This is a genomic window from Pedobacter soli, from assembly GCF_900101435.1.
Classification (GTDB): Bacteria; Bacteroidota; Bacteroidia; order Sphingobacteriales; family Sphingobacteriaceae; genus Pedobacter; species Pedobacter soli.
In genome coordinates this window covers 382994-401160 of record NZ_FMZH01000004.1, presented here as the reverse complement: position 1 = coordinate 401160, position 18167 = coordinate 382994, and the positions used below count along the sequence as shown (strand labels likewise).

Below are 18167 nucleotides of genomic sequence, written 5' to 3'. Positions count from 1 at the left end.
AAAGGTACTGTTATAAAAACCGAAATCACCTGCTTTGAAAAGATAGCTTACAAACATTTTGCTAAAGCGCTAAAAACTAAATGAATAGGTAAAATTACACTTTTAAAAAAAAATCATTTTAAGTGTAAGGCTGTAAACTTCTCTCCATTAAGTGCTTACAACATCAAAAATGCTAAATTTAGCTATTCAAGTATAATCTTAAAGTAAAAGAAATGTTAAAACGCTTGCAATTTTCTAAACTACTCCTATATTTGTCCTCGAGAGCGTTAATTTAGATACGGGTATATGGCTTAGGCTGTATGCCCGTTTTTTGTTCTTGCAGTTGAGGCATGTCTTACTACCTTATCTAAACAAATCCTTAACCATGGGCTGTATGCCTCAGGATTAAGATTAATATCTTCTTGTAACGATACCAAATCCATATATTTAAAATCTTCCACTTCTGCTTTATTAATCACCGGCAGTTCATCTGTCATTCCGAAAAAAACATGGTCTACTTCATGTTCAGTTAGGCCATTTTCAAATTCAGCCTTGTAGGTAAATTTAAACAGGTAACTGATATCACACTCCATCCCCATCTCTTCTTTAAGCCTTCTTTTTGCGGCATGCACATTGCTTTCGCCAATTTTAGGATGACTGCAACAGGTGTTGGTCCACAAACCTCCTGAATGGTATTTGCTTTTGGCCCTTTGCTGCAGGAGCAATTCGCGCTTGTAATTGAAAATAAAAACAGAAAAGGCACGGTGCAATGCCCCTTCTTCGTGCGCCTTCATCTTTTCCATCTGCCCCTTGGGCACATCATCACCATCTACCAATATAACGTGTTCTTCCATTTATATTACATTTAACTTATTCCTGATGATTGAATCAAACATCAAACCAACTTTACGTGTATTTGAAATTCTGATCCTTTCCGTCATGATTTTTTCGGCGCTTAGCCGTTTTATTTTACCAAAAAGCTTCTTATAATAGATGTAGGTTAAATAAACTCCATTGCGCGAACTTGCGGGTAAAAGCTTAATCCCTGAAAGCGCTGCAGCAAATTCTTCTTCTATTTCTGTTTCTATCTGCTGCTTTTGTGTGTCGCAAAACGCAGCCAGGTTAACATTCGGAAAATAATTGCGCTTTAATCCCTGGTGGTCGGCTTTTACATCCCGCAGAAAATTCACTTTCTGAAACGCCGAGCCCAATTTCATGGCATAGGGCTTTAATCTTTCATAGTCGGCATTGTTGCCATTGGTAAATACTTTGAGGCACATTAAACCTACCACTTCAGCCGATCCTAAAATGTATTCATTGTAAAGCTCGGCCGTATATTTGGTTTCTGAAAGATCCATTTCCATACTCTTCAGAAAAAGCACAATCAGTTCGTGATCTATTTTATATTGATTAACAACTTTTTGAAAAGAGTTTAAAATCGGATTTAAACTAATACCCAGGTTAATTGCTTCAAAAGTATCGTGTTTAAATTTATCGAGCAGAAATTTTTTATCGTAATGGTGAAAAGTGTCTACTATTTCATCGGCCAGACGCACAAAACCGTATATGGCATGAACCGGCAGCCGCAAATCTTTCCCAAGCATGTAAATGCCGAAAGAAAAGCTGGTGCTGTATCTTTTAGTGGTTAGCCGGCTGCAATCGGCAGATAGTTGATCAAAAATTTCTTTCATACAGGGATTGGAACTGGATTGATTGTTCAAATTCTTCAAGTGTTTTAAACCGGTTAATGTGACTCATGTTTTTCAGCTTATCAATCATTTGGTTGTTTCCGGCAAGGTGGATCTGGGCTGATGCACAAATAGCCGATAACTGATTGATGTATAACTGGTTTTTTATAGCTGATTGTGTTTTCACCATAAAAAGCAATACATGATCAACATTTAAAGCAGGATACACTTTAGCAATAGCATCTAAGGGTACTTTACTCCCTAAAAAAATAACTTCCTGGTGGTAAATCCGCAACAGGTAACTGGCAAAAAGTAAGCCGATATCGTGGTCTTCGCATTCAGGTAAAAAAAGGAGCCATTTAGGGCCTTTTCCTTGCTGAACAGGAAGGTTATCAATATGCGCAAATATCTTCTGGCGGATAATGTTCGATAAAAAATGCTCGTGTGCCGGACAAATGTCGTCTTTACGCCACATTAATCCCAACCTTACCAGCAAAGGATAAATAACCTTGCGGTAACAGGCCGAAAGCCCTAAAGTATCAATGCATTCGGCCAACAGCCGGTTAAAAGCAAATTCATCAAAGGCTATGCCGTGTCGTACCAATTGCGAAACAGTATATTCACTGTATTCATCCTCAGTTACATGGCCCAGTTCCTGATCCAGCAACTGGTTCATTTCATTATCAGAGAATGAGCAGATTTTAGAGATTTTGAGCCCGCTTTTAACTAAGCTTACAATATTCAGCAGTCTTCTTAACTGGTTATCATCGTATAAGCGGGTGTTCCCCTGCGAGCGGGCCGGACTTAATGCGCCATAACGCCGCTCCCAAATCCTGATGGTATGCGCATAGATGCCCGAAAGCTGTTCCAGATCTGAAATTGAATAAGTCATTATTTTGTTCAAATATATTGGTTAAAATTTAAACAAAAAGTAATTCCGTATTTATTTTTATCGTATGCAAAAGCCAACGGGTAAACCCATGCAGTTAAAAAAAGTAAAAAGAGCGGAAAAATATTAGAAACCTGATGTCGGAGAATATAAGCCTGGCTTATTTAAAGGCTTTTTCGGTAAGCAACACACCTTTTTCGCCATTTCCGGTTTCGATGGTATGTACATGTTTATAAGAATGGCTAAACAAATCGTAACCGTGTTCCATTTGCTTAATAGACACAGCACTTAAAGGATATTTAAAATTGGTTTGCATACAAAGCAGGTTATTATTGGCCAATAACAAGAAGTCGCAATCGTAACCTTTTTCCTGTAATTCTATAACCTTTTTGGTAATTGATACATTTAACCGGTTGGTGGTACGGATTTTATTTTTCATGGGATATTGTGTTTAGGTAAATTCCGGGATGATAATTTCGCTTAATAAATATATCTATAAATTATTACGATTCAAAATACAATATATTGTTTTACAAGCAATTAAATCTCACACCTGTGTGTTTTATAGTCCCCGGATATTAGCTTTAGGCCACTACACACCAACATTTTTAATTTAAAAAAAGCAGGTATCATATTTATTACATAAAGTGTTAAAAAAAGTTACCCCGCAAAAATTAATTTCTGAAATTAAAATGCATGCTATAAATTAGCTTTACTAACACACACGCACTTAATGAAACTAACATGTATCGTAATTGATGACGATATTCATGCCGTTAATGGCATTGTATCTTACATCAATTCGCTGGCCAACATCCAGCTTATCAAATCATATACCGATCCCTTGCTGGCTTTAAATGAAATTACAGCCGGAGATGCGGTCGACATTATCTTTATGGATGTTGACATGCCCCTTATTTCTGGTCTTGAACTTGCCAAAGTGATCAGGCATAAAACCGACAAGCTGATCTTCACCACGTCGCATTCTAAATACGCTTACGAAGCTTTCGAAATGTACGCCAGTGCCTACCTGCTAAAACCTTATACCTTCGCGCGTTTTGCCGAAACCATTAATATTTTGTACCCGAAAAGGCCAGCAACTCCCCAAACAAGTCTTAAGCAAGAAGACGATTACTTCTTTGTAAGGAATAAAAACGACAACAATAACCTCATAAAAGTGAGGTATCCGGATATCGTTGCGGTTGAAAGTCTTCAGAATTATGTCAGAATTTTTACATTAAACGAAACCATTGTTGCCTATATCGCCTTGTCTGAGATTAAAGTTATCCTGTTAAACTACCCCAATTTTGCACAGGCGCACCGCTCTTTTATTATTGCGAAAAACTACATAGAAAAGGTTGAAGGCCATACTTTAAAGATGATCAATAACCTGACCATCAACATCGGCAGCAGTTATCGCGATAGCATTCAGGATTACATCCGGGAAAAAACCATTAAAACAAACCGGTCTTAACGTTAATTTTTTGTTATTTTCGTATCACCAATTCATCAGCTACTTTGCTTGTTGAATGGTAATGTATTTGCCGTTTCCGAATTTACGAGCCGTCTAACCTTATGAGCATAACAAAACAAAGCACAAAAAAATGGCCTGTTTTAAACTGGATAGCCAGTAAAAAACTCCACCTGATTATCTGGGTCATCTTTATTTTTTACGAAGCCATTATTGTAGGCCTGATTAATGGAAAATTTGGTCGTTTAACCCCCTATGTTTTATACTATGCGCTCAACATTACCACCTTTTATGTACATGCGCACCTTATTTTAAGCGTAAGCCTTCGCAACCCCAGGCAAACTGCATGGAAATTACCGCTTTTGCTGTTCGCCGAAATTGCCGCTTATTTTTGTATTTCCATTTGCCTCGATTATATCATTATTAACTATACTGCTTATACCGGATCAAGAAAAATTACGCTCGATCTGATCTATTTCTCTGCTCCTTTATACCGCTGTGTTTATTTCATGTGCTTTTCTACCGGTTATTATTTCCTGATCAGGTATATTAAAGAACGAAAGAAAACAGAAGAGCTAGAAAAACAACGTCTAAACAACCTTATTCAACTGGCAAAATCAGAAAATGCCTTTTTAAAAGCCCAGATACAGCCGCACCTGTTGTTTAATACTCTGGATTTTATTTACCAGCACGCCCGCGAATCGTCGCCCATTGCCGCAGAAACCATCCTTTCCCTTTCAGAAATGATGCGCTATTCGGTAGACAATAACAAAGACAAAGATTTTGTGTTGCTGGCTGAAGAAATTAACCAGGTAGAAAACCTGATCAACCTGCATCAGTTACGGCAAAATCATGGCATAAGTTTACGCTTTTGGTATGATGATGAAATCCGCAGGATTAAAATTATCCCCATGGTGCTGATTACCCTGGCCGAAAACATGTTTAAGCATGGCGAGCTATTAAAACCGGCCTACCCTGCCGAAATAAGTATTAAAGCAGAGCAGGGTAAGCTCATTATTGAAACTGCAAACCTGATTAAAGAAGTTAAGGATCATTCGGGCTTACAAGCCGGATTGGAAAACATAAAAAAGCGTTTGGCTTACGCTTACGGACGGGACGCAACTTTCGATTATACTGCAGATGCTGACAATTATTTCAGGGTAATATTATCGGTTACAATAAAAAAAGACAATCAGCTTTAGTATTTTTATCCGCAATTTCTGCAAATCGCTATAATTTAAGCAGAGAAGATCATTTCCCTTGCCGATTAGATAAAAATCATTCAGGAATGTTAATTTTTTCCATTTTAATAACTGAAGTTGTAATTTGCAGCATCTAAACCTATCTAAAATGTCAATCAGTTGTATCGCTATCGACGATGATCCCCATTCATTAGAGAATCTGATAGCCTATATGGATAAGCTCCCTGACCTAAAGCTTATTCAAACTTTCACCGAACCCACTCAGGCCCTGGCAGAAATTTCTGCTTCCAATCCTGTTGATATTATATTTCTGGATGTAGAAATGCCTTCCCTTTCGGGTATTGAACTGGCTGGTTTGCTCAGGCAAAAAACAAAACATCTTGTTTTTACCACTGCTCACGCCCGCTATGCTATAGATGCCTTTAAAGTAGATGCAGATGCTTACCTGCTCAAGCCCTATTCTATTTTGCATTTTACCAAAACCATAAACAACCTATATCCTACCGGTAAAAAAGAGGTCAACCCTTTCTCTATTTTTGAAGAAAATTTCTTCTACATTCCGTTGCAAGGTGATGATGGTAACCTGATTAGAATCAATCTGAACGACCTTATTGCAGTAGAGGATATTGAACATGACGTACAGTTCAAAACAACTGTAAGCACTTTTTTAAGCTCGAGGTCTAATTTCACCAAAATGCTTAACATGCTTAAAAAGCATTCGGCATTTATTCAGATAAGCCCGACCGTTATTATTGCCAAACAGCATATTAAAAGTGTACTGGGCGATAGCATACTTTTATCTAACGAAGCCATGTACACTGTTTTTGATGCTTATAAAGATCAGTTTGCAAGATTTGTTAAAAGCAATCAATCTGGCGAAAATCCTGGGCCACGTACCTTATAGTATTCTGAATTTCCGAGCGCATCTCTTCCAAATTTCATTTTCTTCAAAACATTATTGTGCAAGATTTGTATTAGGATAGTCTATTTAATAATAATTGATTATCTGTTTTGAAAAAAGTATTGGTTGTGGATGATGATCCAGATGTATTAGATGTAGTGCAAGAGATATTAGAAACCGAAAATTATAAAGTTTATCCGCTCTTATCTCCACGTTTTATTTTTAAAGCCGTTAGAGACTTTAACCCGGATCTGATTATTCTGGATATTATGTTAAACGGAATGGATGGGCGCGCTGTGTTTAAACAGTTAAGGCTAAACAGCGAAAGCAATAACATACCGGTTATGCTTACATCGGGAAGATTTGACGAAAATTATGTTGTATCGCAAAGCTATCATCCTGACGATTACTTACAGAAGCCATTTACAATAAACAGTTTGTTACAGAAAGTAGGCACCCTGACCGAAAACTAAAGAACCAGATATGAATTTAAGATTGTTAACCGCAGGCATTTTGCTATGCACGGCAGTATCAACCCAGGTAAAAGCACAAAGCAGGCCAGATAAGCTGTACTCCATGAGTGGTATAGGCCTGGCTTTCCCGGTAGGTGAAACTGCCGATTATTTTAAACCCAAATTTTCTACTTCGCTTGGGCTAAATTTAGGCCTGGGCGATGGCGGATTATTTCTTTACCCGAAAGTGAGTTTACATGCCTTTGCCTATAACCAGATTACCCCCGATGCCGGTTATACCTACACTTTGCAAAAAGGAAGGTCGACCACCTACCTGTTAAATGTAGCCCTGGGTTACCGTAAAATTGTAAATAAATGGGCCTTTTATGGCTTTGCGGGTGCCGGAGGTGGAATTATACTTACTCCGCAGGCAGGCGTTAACGCAGCTACGCTACAGGTTACGCAATCCAACAAATCGAATGGTTTGGGTATTGCCGAAGCTGGCGCTGGTATTGAATACAACCTCGGAGGGGCCAATTTATTTGTAGAAACCAGTTATATGTATGGTTTTGGTAAAATACAAAACCGCGTTTTTAACACTGTGCCGATTACCCTGGGCATTAAACCCAATTTAAGCAAATTGCTGAGCAAACTGTAGTGGCGCATACATACAAAATACTGCAGCGGTTACGTTAAATAGGTAACCGCTTTTTTTATGCTAAAGAAATAATCAAAATTATTTTTATACTAATTATTTTAGCATAAATTTGTAGTCAAAATTTATTTCATGTTATACGCAGTTGTAGATATCGAAACCACTGGCGGTCATGCCTCAGCAAATGGCATTACCGAAGTTGCCATTAATATTCACGATGGTAATGAAATAATAGAATCGTATACTACCCTCATTAACCCAGGAATAGCTATTCCGGCACATATTACAGCACTTACGGGTATAGATGATGCCATGTTGGAAGATGCACCTGTTTTTGACGATGTGGCCTTGCAAATATACCAGCTGTTACACGATAAGGTTTTTGTAGCGCACAATGTTAATTTCGATTATTCCTTTTTAAAGCACCATCTGGCAGCCGCAGGTTACGATTTGCAATGCACTAAGCTATGTACGGTAAGGTTGAGCAGAAAATTATTACCGGGTAAAGCATCCTATAGTTTAGGCAAACTTTGTACGGCACTCGAAATCCCGATATACAACCGGCACAGGGCTGCAGGCGATGCAGATGCAACGAGTATTCTTTTTAACCTGCTGTTAAGCGCTGATGATAACGGCGTTATTGCAGAAATGCTTAAAAAAACTTCGAAAGAACAGACTTTACCACCTCACCTGGATAAGGCTTCTATTTTAAGATTGCCCAACCAGCCCGGCGTTTATTACTTTAAAGATAGCAAAGGCAAAATTGTATACGTTGGAAAGGCAAAAAACCTTAAAAAAAGGGTAACCAGTCATTTTACAGGCAATAATGCCAACCGGCAGCGTCAGGATTTTTTGCGCACCATACACCATGTTGATTTTGTGGTATGTGGTACCGAATTAATGGCTTTAATTTTAGAAGCCAATGAAATTAAACGCCTTTGGCCAGAAAATAACCGCGCCATGAAACGCTACGAACACAAATACGATTTGTATGTATTCGAAGATCAGAACGGCTACCTGCGTTTGGCCATTGATAAGCATAAAAAGAATAACCGTGCCTTTCAGAGCTTTAACAACCTGTTAGAAGGTTATAACTTTTTAAACCAGCTGGTAGATAAGTACCAGCTTTGCGCCAGGCTCTGCTACCTGCAAAAAACAGCAACCAAATGTTATGCGCACGAAAACGGGCAATGTTTCGGGGCTTGCAGTGGCATAGAAACCGTTACGGTTTACAACAAAAAGTTGAATGCGGCACTGGCAGATATACAAAAACAGCAGCCAAGCTTTGCACTGGTTGATGAAGGCCGGGCTGACAATGAGTTTAGCTGCCTGGTAGTTGAAAATGGTCAGTTTTACGGCATGGGTTATTTTACCGATACCAAATATCTTTCAGATGGCTTAGCGCCAATTAAAAATGATTTGTCTACTTACCAATCAAACAGTTACATCTTAAATCTTATTTTAAGCCACGCCGAGCAGTTTCCGCAGAAATTGTATAAATTGTAGTTCAAAAACCTACTGTTATGGATATTTCAACCTTCCGGGCACATTGCCTTTCATTTGATGAAGCTGTTGAAATGCCCCATTTCGATAAAACTTCTTTCAGGGTAAACAAAAAGATATTTGCCACGCTTGATCTTCAGCACAGCAAGGCCACCTTTAAATTATCAGCAATCGACCAATCTGTTTTCTGCGATTTTAAGCCTGACAAAATAAAACCTGCAAACGGGGCCTGGGGCAAACAAGGCTGGACTATTTTTGAAATCACAGAGCTTGCAGATGAAATGCTGATGGATGCGCTAACCCTTTCCTATGGTAACGTGGCACCGCCAAAACTGACAGCCAAATACAGCAAAGATTAATCTTATTCAGTAATGTACCTCAATTACTTAGATTCAAAAATCTAATATAAAAATGAAATAAAATTTGCGTAAGCGATTACTTACGTTTATATTTGTAAGCAATCACTTACATAATTATGAGAAGAGACGTATTTCAGGCCATTGCCGACCCTACCCGCCGCGAAATTATTGGCCTCATTGCGCATAAAACTTTAAACCTGAATGCCATTGCCGAAAACTTTGAGATGAGCAGGCCCGCTATTTCACAACACATTAAAATTTTAACAGAATGCGGTTTAGTTGAAATGAAACAACAAGGTCGCGACAGGTATTGCTATATCCAGTTTCAAAAACTGGCAGAAGTGGCACAATGGATAGAGCAATACCGTTCTTTCTGGACAGGAAAATTAGATGCCTTAGCCCTTCACCTTTCCAAAGATCAGCAAACAGAACAACAATAAATTTATACTAAAACCAAAATAAAGATGGAAAACGAACCAGTTATTGTAGAACGGGTGTACAATGCCCCTATCGGAAAAGTATGGAAAGCATTAACCGATAATAATGAAATTAAGCAATGGTATTTTCAGTTGGCCGATTTTAAACCAGAAGTTGGCTTTAAATTCGAATTTACCGGCGGGCCGGATGACGGTCCTCAATACCTGCATTTATGGGAAATAACCGAGATTGTTGAGGGTAAAAAACTGGCCTATACCTGGCGGTACGACGGTTACCCTGGAAACTCTGTAGTAAGCTGGGAGTTATTTGAGCAAGGCGATAAAACCCTATTAAAACTAACACATACAGGTTTAGAAAGCTTTGCCAATAACGGATCTGATTTTGCTAAAACAAGTTTCAATGGAGGCTGGAACTATTTTGTTAACGATGCGCTTAAAAATTACCTTGAGCCGGCTGCTTAACAAATTGCTAATTTACCGGGCACGAATAACGCGCCCGGTATCTAATTAAATCTCTTCTAAAGCTTGTTTTATAGCCCCATAAATATAATCCAGATCGGCATTGCTTATCACATAAGGCGGCAAAATATAAATGATATTGCCCAAAGGCCTCAATATAATGCCTTTATCTAAAAAGTAAGCATACAATAAGTTGCGCAGGTTACTTAAATAAGAAGTTTCGTTACCGGTTTCCCACTCAATAGCAATAATAGTCCCCGTTTGTCTAACCGCTTTAACCTTAGCATGTGCCTTTATTTCCTGTAAAAACACGGCGTGCTTAGCTTCTACCCTTTTAATGTTGGCTAGGGTTTCTTCCTGTAATAAGATATCTAAACTAGCCAGCGAAGCCACACAGGCAATCGGGTTTGCTGTAAATGAATGTCCGTGATAAAGCGTCTTCAGTTTATCTTCGCTTAAAAAGGCTTCAAATATTTCGTCGGTACATGTAGTGACTCCCAAAGGCATAGTGCCTCCAGTTAAACCTTTACTTAAACAAATAATGTCAGGTTTATTGCTTAATTTCTCGCAGGCAAAATAAGTTCCTGTCCGGCCAAAACCTGTCATTACCTCATCGGCAATAATTAAAATGCCGGCTTTTCGGCAGGCTACTATCAGTTCGTCAAGATATTTGGCTTCATACATCAACATACCACCTGAGCCTAAAATAAGTGGTTCGAAGATAAAACACGCAGTATCTGTTAAATTTGAAATATAAGATGTGAGATCAGAGATATTGTCTTTGTTTGGGAGGTCGATAAAATCTACATCGAAAAGCAAACTGTTAAAGGCATCGGTAAAAATACTGCGCCCACTAACAGACATGGCTCCAAAAGTATCGCCATGGTAAGCATTTTTGAAGGCCAGGATGCGTGTTTTAGGTTTTCCTTTATTATCCCAGTACTGCAGGCACATTTTCAGCGCCACTTCTACCGCTGTCGATCCATTATCGGTATAAAAAACCTTATCCTGTTTACCCGGTAAGATGGGTAACAATCTTTCTGCCAGTAAAACAGCCGGCTCGTGGGTAAAACCCGCAAAAATAACGTGCTCGAGCATATTCAGTTGTTCAGCAACCTTTTGGGCAATATAAGGATGTGCATGGCCATGGATATTTACCCACCATGAAGAAACAGCATCGATATACTTTTTACCATTTTCGTCGAAAACATAAACGCCCTCGCCCCGCACAATTGGAATATGCGGCAAAGCATTTTTCATTTGCGTATAGGGATGCCAGATTACTTTTTTATCGCGCTCAGCTAAGTTAAGTTTGGAGTTTGGAGTTTGAAGTTTGGAAGTATCAGACATAAAAATTTACAATTTAACTGAATAATGATCTTTTAAAAGCTGCGCTACGGTTTTATCGGTTTTAAAAGTGATTTCATCGATAGCCAGATCCTCAACTTTAACCCACCTGAAAGCTTGCAAAATCTCGCCCTCACCATCGAAATCGTAAATTTTATCTTTAAAAGCCAGTTTCAGAGGTGCTTTTTCTTTAACCAGATAATACACGCTGATTACCTGACTATCGTTAAAGGATGATTTTTCGTAAAAATCGGTGGTGTAAAAATGCGATAAAACATCAATTTCAGCTTCACATTCTTCCACAAATTCGCGCTTCAATCCATCAATAAGACCTTCGCCTAATTCTAAACCGCCACCAGGAAATTTACTAAAACGGAAACCGTATTCTTCTTCATCACTTACCAAAACTTCGTTATTCTGGTTAATTAAGAGTCCGTATACACGAACATTAAAGTAGCTCATTTTCGAAATGCTTTTTATTTTTGATTACAATTTCTGGTGTCCACACAATTTCTTTTCTAAATGCCTCCGATCGTACAGGGCATTCGCTCATGTGGCAATAATGACAACACTCGGGCAAACAAGGATCGGCATGAATAAACAACTCCGCCTTGCGTACCCCATTCGAATTAATGAGTTCATCTATCTGTGAAATTTCGCGATGTACTTTATTTAAATCGAAATAATAAGGTAAAGTTACGTGGCAATCAATATGAAACTCCGGGCCATATTGTTGTGTACGCAGATTGTGTACATCAATCCATGGGTTATGTCGGTTTTTCTGCAATACTTCTACCACCTCTTCTACCAGGGTAAAATCGCTTTCATCCATTAAACCACCCACCGAACCCCGGGTAAGTTTATAACCCGAATAAACGATATAAAAGCCTACCAGCACAGAAAGTAAACTATCCAGCCAAATAATATTTGTCAGCTGGATCAGGATCAGCCCGACCACAATGGCCACACTGGTATAAGTATCGGTTAGCAAATGTTTTCCATCAGCCTGTAAGGTAATCGAATGCTGATCTTTCCCTACATTAATCAGGTACAAGCCCACTATCATGTTAATCAGCCCTGTAATCCCGATAATCAGCGTTCCTTCAAGCAATTGCCCTACTGCATGGGGATAAATGAGGTTGTATGATGATTTGAAAATAATGATCACTCCGGCGATCAGAATCAATATCCCCTCTACAAAAGCTGAGAAAAACTCTACTTTCCCATGTCCGTAAGGATGGTTTTCATCGCGTGGCTGGGTACTGAGGTAAATGCTGTAAAAAGCAAAGCTTCCGGCAATTACGTTTACAATACTCTCTGCTGCATCAGTTAAAATGGAGTTAGAACCTGTAATAAAATAAGCCGTAAACTTGGCCAGCATTAATAAAATGCTTACTACCAACGACAGTATGATTGCTCTTTTCTTTACCGACACAGTGCTTTTTTGTACAAAAATACGCTTATCGCATAAATTAAATGAGAAAAATATCGGTTTTTTAGTGCAGAATAATATTTGGTTTATATATTTGCGCTCAAAGTAATTAACCATGAGCACCTTATCGAAAAGAATCAACAGCCTGTCAGAATCTGCAACCCTTAAAATGACCAAACTTGGCCGCGAACTAGCGTCAAAGGGCATTAATGTAATCAGTTTAAGTGTTGGTGAACCCGATTTTAATACGCCAGACCATGTAAAAAATGCGGCTAAAAAAGCATTAGACGAAAATTATACACGCTACTCGCCGGTACCGGGATATCCTGACCTGCGCCAGGCGATCGTAAATAAACTTAAAACAGAAAACAATTTAGATTACGATATTTCTCAAATCGTGGTTTCAACAGGTGCCAAACAATCGTTATCAAACGTAATTTTAACCTTAATTGATCCTGATGATGAGGTAATTATTCCAACTCCTTACTGGGTTTCTTACTCAGAAATGGTTACACTTGCCGAAGGAAAGTCTGTTTTTATCGATACCGACATTGAAAGCAATTTCAAAATTACCCCTGCACAGTTAGAGGCAGCCATTACCCCAAAAAGTAAATTATTTATGTTCTCTTCGCCATGTAACCCTACAGGTTCGGTTTACAGCAAAGAAGAACTGGCAGCTTTAGTAGCGGTTTTCGAAAAACACCCTAATATTTACATCCTTTCTGATGAGATTTACGAACACATCAACTTTGTAGATAAACACGAATCAATTGCCCAGTTCGACAGCATTAAAGACCGCGTAATTATTGTAAACGGTTTTTCTAAAGCTTTCGCCATGACTGGTTGGAGACTAGGTTACATTGCCGCTAACAAAGAAATTGCTGCAGCTAACGATAAATTACAGGGCCAGACTACTTCAGGTACCTGCTCTATTGCACAACGTGCAGGTATCGTGGCTTACGAGCAAGGTTTAGAAAGTGTTTTGGTAATGAAAGAAGCTTTTTTACGCAGAAGAGAATTGGTGTACAACTTGTTGAACGAAATTCCGGGTGTAAAAACCAACCTTCCTGATGGTGCTTTCTACTTCTTCCCAGAAATCAGCTCATTCTTCGGTAAAAAAGATGCTGATGGCAACGTAATCAAAGATTCGGCTGATTTAGCTTTATATTTATTAAACGTAGGTCACGTAGCAACCGTAGGTGGCGATTCATTCGGTAACAACAACTACATCCGCTTATCTTATGCTGCATCAGACGAGAGTTTAGTTGAAGCATTAAGAAGAATTAAGGAAGCTTTAGGCAAATTAGCTTAATCACTTGACAATTTTCAGTTAACAGTTAGCAATTTTCAGTTAACAGTTAGCAATTTTCAGTTAACTATATAATAATAAACCCCTCGTTAATTCAGTTTTAACGAGGGGTTTTATCTTTTCGTCATCTCGACCGAAATGTAATGGAGTGGAGAGATCTGTCTCCAGGCATATTTATTTTGTGGTTGGTGTCACACCGACCACAAAAAGTGATCCCTATAACTTAGCTATATTTTATACTTTGAAAATGAAAGTCAGTATTTCATGGCTGCATCAGTCCTTCTTTCCGTTTCAAGTCCTCGCTCGTACCTCACTCCGGGCTTTCCACTTCTATAAGGTTTATTTAACCAGGGTAACTACATCCTAATGCCCCATCAAACTGCAAACTACCAACTGTAAATTGATAACTGCCAACTGAACTAGCTCCTGATCGCCTCTACCGGATCTAATCGCGAAGCAGAGTAAGCTGGCCAGAATCCCGAAATTGTACCAATAATGATCGAAATTCCAATACCTAAAGCAATATTATTTAAGCCCAATATAATATGGAAATCGGTAGCAGCACCAATGCCCAGTGCAAACAGGTACACCAGCAACAGCCCCAGTAATCCGCCCAGAATACAAAGTGAAATCGATTCAAATATAAATTGTAGTAAAATGAAATAATTTTTAGCGCCTAGTGATTTTTGGATACCGATAATATTGGTACGCTCCTTAACCGAAACAAACATGATATTGGCAATACTAAAGCCACCCACCAGAATAGAGAAGCCTCCAATTACCCATCCGGCAATATTAACCATCTTAAACATCGAATCTAACTGGTTAGATAAGATGGTAGTTTTATTTAAGGCAAAATCTTCTTCCTGGCCTGGTCTGATGCGGTGAATTGAGCGCATTAAACCTCTCAGTTCGCTCTCTACCTCTTCTAAACTTACGTTATCGTTACCGCGAACAGTAATTTGCGGTCCGTAGCGTTCGCTCTGGATATCAAGCACACCTTTGGCAAAATTTATAGGGATATTTACATTCTTATCGAGCGATGTACCCAGCATATCTTCACCTTCTTTCTTGAAAACACCTACAACAGTGAGCCTTCTGCCTAAAATCTGTACCTGCTTCCCTACCGCTTTATCACCGCTAAAAAGACCGTCGGCAATATCAGAACCTAAAATACAAACCGGCGAACCGTTTTTACTTTCGTTTTCGGTAAAGTAACGGCCATCTTGCAGCTCAAAATTCCAGGTTTTATTAAAATCGTGGGAAGCGGCCCAAACCGAAATTCCTTCAACCGAACTGCTCCGGTATTTAATGGTACGGTCGTTGGTCGATATTTCGAAGGTTACACCTTGTGCATTTTCAATCCTTTCGCGCAGCGTTTCAAAATCGCGTATAGAAGGCTGAGGGCGGTTCATGTACTTCCACCAGGGGTAGCCATCACCAAATATCCAGGGCCATTTTTGTACATAAATGGTATTCGAACCCAGTTTATCAACGCTCGACTGCAGTTTACCGCGGAAGGTATCTACAGCAGAAAACACCGCAATAATGGTAAAAATACCAATGGTTATAGCCAAAAGCGATAACATGGTACGCAATTTATTCTGGCGCAACGCATCAAATGCAAAACGGAAACTCTCGCCTATTAGCCTAAAGATTATCATAATTAGTGGTTAGATGCAAAGCCTGTTAAAAGGTTACAGCATATCTTCAAAACTAATTAATTTTTGTGGCTAGCGCGTATTTACAGGCTGTATAATTTAACTTAAAATGAAGTAAAACATAATATAATCAAATGCGGTTGATAAAATACCGAAAAGAAAAATTAAATTCGTATTTTTGCACCTCAAAAAATTCATCAGGAATGAAATTATCACAATTCAAATTTAACTTACCTGAATCATTGGTAGCCAATAATCCGGCTGAAGAACGCGACGAAGCTCGCCTAATGGTTTTACACAAAGACAGCGGTAAAATTGAACATAAAATTTTCAAAGACGTTTTAGGTTATTTCGACGACAAAGACGTTATGATATTAAACAACACTAAAGTTTTCCCTGCCCGTTTATACGGCAACAAAGAGAAAACAGGTGCTACTATTGAAGTTTTCTTATTACGTGAATTAAATAAAGAGTTGCGTTTATGGGATGTTTTGGTTGATCCGGCCCGTAAAATCCGTGTAGGTAATAAATTATACTTTGGCGACGACGATTTGTTAGTGGCTGAAGTGGTAGATAACACGACCTCACGTGGACGTACCATCCGTTTCTTATTTGAAGGTAGCGACGAAGAGTTTAGAAAAAACGTTGAAATTTTAGGCGAAACACCACTTCCTAAATACATTAAACGTAAAGCTACGGCTGAAGATAAAGAGCGTTACCAAACCATTTTTGCTAAACACGAAGGTGCTGTTGCTGCTCCTACTGCAGGTTTACACTTTAGCCGCGAGCTAATGAAACGCCTTGAGCTTAAAGGTGTTGATTTTGCTGAAGTAACTTTACATGTGGGTTTAGGAACTTTCAGAACGGTTGAGGTTGAAGATTTAACCAAACACAAAATGGATTCTGAGCAGTTTATTATCGAGCAAAAAGATGCGAACATTGTAAACAGGGCTTTAGAAAACAAAAAAAGAATCTGTGCGGTAGGTACCACTTCAATGCGTGCTATCGAATCGGCCGTTTCTGCCAACAGAACCTTAAAAGCAGCTAACGACTGGACCAGTAAGTTTATCTTCCCTCCATACGATTTCAGCATTGCAAACTCCATGATTACCAACTTCCACACCCCTGAATCTACTTTATTGATGATGGTAAGTGCATTTGGTGGTTACGAAAACGTAATGAATGCCTACGAGGTTGCAGTTAAAGAAAAATATAAATTTTATAGCTACGGCGATGCCATGCTAATTATATAAGTTTTGCGGTTGGCGTTTGGCGATTTAGCGCTAAACGCCAAACCCTAAACGCACAACTATGAAATACTACGCTATAATTGTAGCAGGCGGTTCTGGCAATCGGATGCAAACAGAAACCCCAAAACAATTTCTACTACTCAAAAACCTCCCGGTTTTAATGCATACCATAAAAGCTTTTGCACAAAGCGAATCTCAACCCAAAATTTTACTGGTTTTAAATAAAGAACAACAAGCTTATTGGCAACGGCTGTGCGATGAATTTAATTTCCGTGTTCCTCATCAGGTTATTGATGGCGGTACGGAGCGCTTCCATTCAGTTAAAAATGCGGTTTATAGCATAGAAGAGGATAGTCTTGTTGCCATTCATGATGCCGTACGCCCACTGGTTTCGAAAAAGCTTATCGATAGTTGTTATCAGGCGGCTGCCCTGCAGGGTAATGTTATTGCAGCTGTACAATCGAGTGATAGCGTGCGCCAGTTTAAAAATGGAAAAACATCGGCTTTAAAACGTGATGAAATCTACCTGGTGCAAACACCTCAAACTTTTAGTATTAATGTGCTTAAAGAAGCTTATAACCAGGAATTCGACAATCATTTTACGGATGATGCCAGCGTAGTCGAATCAATAGGTTACAACATTAATATTATTGAAGGCGAACGCAGTAATCTTAAAATCACCTACCCGATTGATCTTGAGCTGGCTGAGTTGCTGCTTAAGCATTAATTTATTGAAAAAGGAGTTTCAAAATCGAAACTCCTTTTTTATTATCCAACTGTTTTAAGGCGTACTTAAAAGAAGTGAATAACGGATTGATATATTTTATGCTGCCCTGCCAATAATTTTAAGCAGAATGGCAATCACTGCGATAACCAATAAAACGTGGATTATACCGCCAACATCGCCGAAGCCGTGAAATATAAATCCGATGACCCAAAGTATTACCAATACTACTGCGACTAAATACAATAAATTTCCCATAGTGTTAATTTTTTAGTAATGTAAATTATTGCAGTATTAACACCCGATTTTTAACTTTTGTTTAAGAATTGTAAAGATTAATTTGATTTTGCGATAATTTTCAGACAAATCCGGGAGGGGAAAGACGGATTAGATCGCATAATCTGAGCAGATAATATCAAATTATTTCCCCGCAGATTTAAGATAATAAA

The 18167-nt window shown here is 38.7% G+C and carries 21 protein-coding genes; 12 read left to right on the top strand and 9 right to left on the bottom strand.

The genetic code is table 11. From position 1 onward, the window contains the following. Positions 1 to 290: 290 nt before the first annotated feature. The 4 genes from idi to BLR37_RS11235 form a co-directional block, all read right to left on the bottom strand. Entirely contained in the window at positions 291 to 833 is a 543-nt protein-coding gene (gene idi / locus BLR37_RS11250) for an isopentenyl-diphosphate Delta-isomerase (protein WP_090768619.1), read from the bottom strand. Beyond that, a complete protein-coding gene (locus BLR37_RS11245; RefSeq protein ID WP_090768617.1) occupies positions 834 to 1670 on the bottom strand; it encodes a phytoene/squalene synthase family protein in 837 nt (278 codons plus the stop codon). It abuts the gene before it with no gap. Further along, complete coding sequence (locus tag BLR37_RS11240) at positions 1654 to 2559, bottom strand: MerR family transcriptional regulator (RefSeq protein WP_090768614.1); 906 nt, start codon at positions 2557 to 2559, stop codon at positions 1654 to 1656. The genes BLR37_RS11245 and BLR37_RS11240 overlap by 17 nt, the downstream gene beginning before the upstream one ends. A gap of 157 nt (positions 2560 to 2716) precedes the next feature. Next, positions 2717 to 2995, bottom strand: coding sequence for a hypothetical protein (locus tag BLR37_RS11235; protein ID WP_090768611.1), 279 nt, complete (start codon positions 2993 to 2995; stop codon positions 2717 to 2719). A 294-nt stretch (positions 2996 to 3289) separates the two neighbouring features. On the opposite strand from BLR37_RS11235, the gene BLR37_RS11230 reads away from it, so the two are divergent. The 9 genes from BLR37_RS11230 to BLR37_RS11190 all read left to right on the top strand — a co-directional run bounded on the left by BLR37_RS11230 (position 3290) and on the right by BLR37_RS11190 (position 9998). Beyond that, positions 3290 to 4030 carry a LytR/AlgR family response regulator transcription factor gene (locus BLR37_RS11230; RefSeq protein WP_090768608.1) on the top strand — a complete coding sequence of 247 codons (741 nt, stop codon included), beginning with the start codon at positions 3290 to 3292 and terminating at the stop codon, positions 4028 to 4030. Positions 4031 to 4131: 101 nt separating this feature from the next. Beyond that, the gene (locus tag BLR37_RS11225; protein WP_090768605.1) at positions 4132 to 5229 is read left to right on the top strand and encodes a sensor histidine kinase; all 1098 of its coding nucleotides are present in this window, start codon (positions 4132 to 4134) and stop codon (positions 5227 to 5229) included. 148 nt (positions 5230 to 5377) lie between these two features. Then, entirely contained in the window at positions 5378 to 6133 is a 756-nt protein-coding gene (locus BLR37_RS11220) for a LytR/AlgR family response regulator transcription factor (protein WP_090768602.1), read from the top strand. A gap of 107 nt (positions 6134 to 6240) precedes the next feature. Continuing rightward, a complete protein-coding gene (locus BLR37_RS11215; RefSeq protein ID WP_090768597.1) occupies positions 6241 to 6603 on the top strand; it encodes a response regulator in 363 nt (120 codons plus the stop codon). 10 nt (positions 6604 to 6613) lie between these two features. Then, positions 6614 to 7240, top strand: coding sequence for a hypothetical protein (locus tag BLR37_RS11210; protein ID WP_143009564.1), 627 nt, complete (start codon positions 6614 to 6616; stop codon positions 7238 to 7240). Between the two features lie 129 nt (positions 7241 to 7369). After that, positions 7370 to 8743 (top strand): exonuclease domain-containing protein, encoded by a 1374-nt coding sequence (locus BLR37_RS11205; protein WP_090768591.1) that lies wholly within the window; start codon positions 7370 to 7372, stop codon positions 8741 to 8743. 17 nt (positions 8744 to 8760) lie between these two features. Next, positions 8761 to 9099, top strand: coding sequence for an MmcQ/YjbR family DNA-binding protein (locus tag BLR37_RS11200; RefSeq protein WP_090768588.1), 339 nt, complete (start codon positions 8761 to 8763; stop codon positions 9097 to 9099). 116 nt (positions 9100 to 9215) lie between these two features. After that, positions 9216 to 9539 carry an ArsR/SmtB family transcription factor gene (locus BLR37_RS11195; protein WP_090768585.1) on the top strand — a complete coding sequence of 108 codons (324 nt, stop codon included), beginning with the start codon at positions 9216 to 9218 and terminating at the stop codon, positions 9537 to 9539. Between the two features lie 24 nt (positions 9540 to 9563). Beyond that, on the top strand, positions 9564 to 9998 hold the full coding sequence (locus BLR37_RS11190) for an SRPBCC family protein (protein WP_090768582.1): 435 nt from the start codon (positions 9564 to 9566) through the stop codon (positions 9996 to 9998). Positions 9999 to 10043: 45 nt separating this feature from the next. Here the strand turns inward: BLR37_RS11190 and bioA are convergent, their stop codons facing one another. The 3 genes from bioA to BLR37_RS11175 are packed head-to-tail and all read right to left on the bottom strand — an operon-like array spanning position 10044 to position 12777. Then, positions 10044 to 11345, bottom strand: a complete 1302-nt coding sequence (bioA, locus tag BLR37_RS11185; protein WP_090768579.1) for an adenosylmethionine--8-amino-7-oxononanoate transaminase — start codon at positions 11343 to 11345, stop codon at positions 10044 to 10046. Between the two features lie 6 nt (positions 11346 to 11351). Further along, positions 11352 to 11804: an NUDIX domain-containing protein gene (locus BLR37_RS11180; RefSeq protein ID WP_090768576.1), complete on the bottom strand. Its 453-nt coding sequence runs from the start codon at positions 11802 to 11804 to the stop codon at positions 11352 to 11354. Continuing rightward, positions 11791 to 12777: a cation diffusion facilitator family transporter gene (locus BLR37_RS11175; RefSeq protein ID WP_090768833.1), complete on the bottom strand. Its 987-nt coding sequence runs from the start codon at positions 12775 to 12777 to the stop codon at positions 11791 to 11793. Before BLR37_RS11175 ends, BLR37_RS11180 begins: the two co-directional genes overlap by 14 nt. Before the next feature lie 112 nt (positions 12778 to 12889). Here BLR37_RS11175 and BLR37_RS11170 point away from each other — a divergent pair, with 112 nt between their 5' ends. Continuing rightward, a complete protein-coding gene (locus BLR37_RS11170; RefSeq protein WP_208599636.1) occupies positions 12890 to 14086 on the top strand; it encodes a pyridoxal phosphate-dependent aminotransferase in 1197 nt (398 codons plus the stop codon). Positions 14087 to 14502: 416 nt separating this feature from the next. Here BLR37_RS11170 and BLR37_RS11165 read toward each other — a convergent pair whose 3' ends face one another. Continuing rightward, positions 14503 to 15747 (bottom strand): ABC transporter permease, encoded by a 1245-nt coding sequence (locus BLR37_RS11165; RefSeq protein WP_090768572.1) that lies wholly within the window; start codon positions 15745 to 15747, stop codon positions 14503 to 14505. Positions 15748 to 15947: 200 nt separating this feature from the next. Here BLR37_RS11165 and queA point away from each other — a divergent pair, with 200 nt between their 5' ends. After that, positions 15948 to 16997 carry a tRNA preQ1(34) S-adenosylmethionine ribosyltransferase-isomerase QueA gene (gene queA / locus BLR37_RS11160; RefSeq protein ID WP_039472378.1) on the top strand — a complete coding sequence of 350 codons (1050 nt, stop codon included), beginning with the start codon at positions 15948 to 15950 and terminating at the stop codon, positions 16995 to 16997. A 58-nt stretch (positions 16998 to 17055) separates the two neighbouring features. Continuing rightward, positions 17056 to 17721 (top strand): 2-C-methyl-D-erythritol 4-phosphate cytidylyltransferase, encoded by a 666-nt coding sequence (locus tag BLR37_RS11155; RefSeq protein WP_090768569.1) that lies wholly within the window; start codon positions 17056 to 17058, stop codon positions 17719 to 17721. Positions 17722 to 17817: 96 nt separating this feature from the next. On the opposite strand, the gene BLR37_RS25100 is transcribed toward BLR37_RS11155, so the two are convergent. After that, a complete protein-coding gene (locus tag BLR37_RS25100; protein ID WP_143009563.1) occupies positions 17818 to 17976 on the bottom strand; it encodes a lmo0937 family membrane protein in 159 nt (52 codons plus the stop codon). Positions 17977 to 18167: the final 191 nt, after the last annotated feature.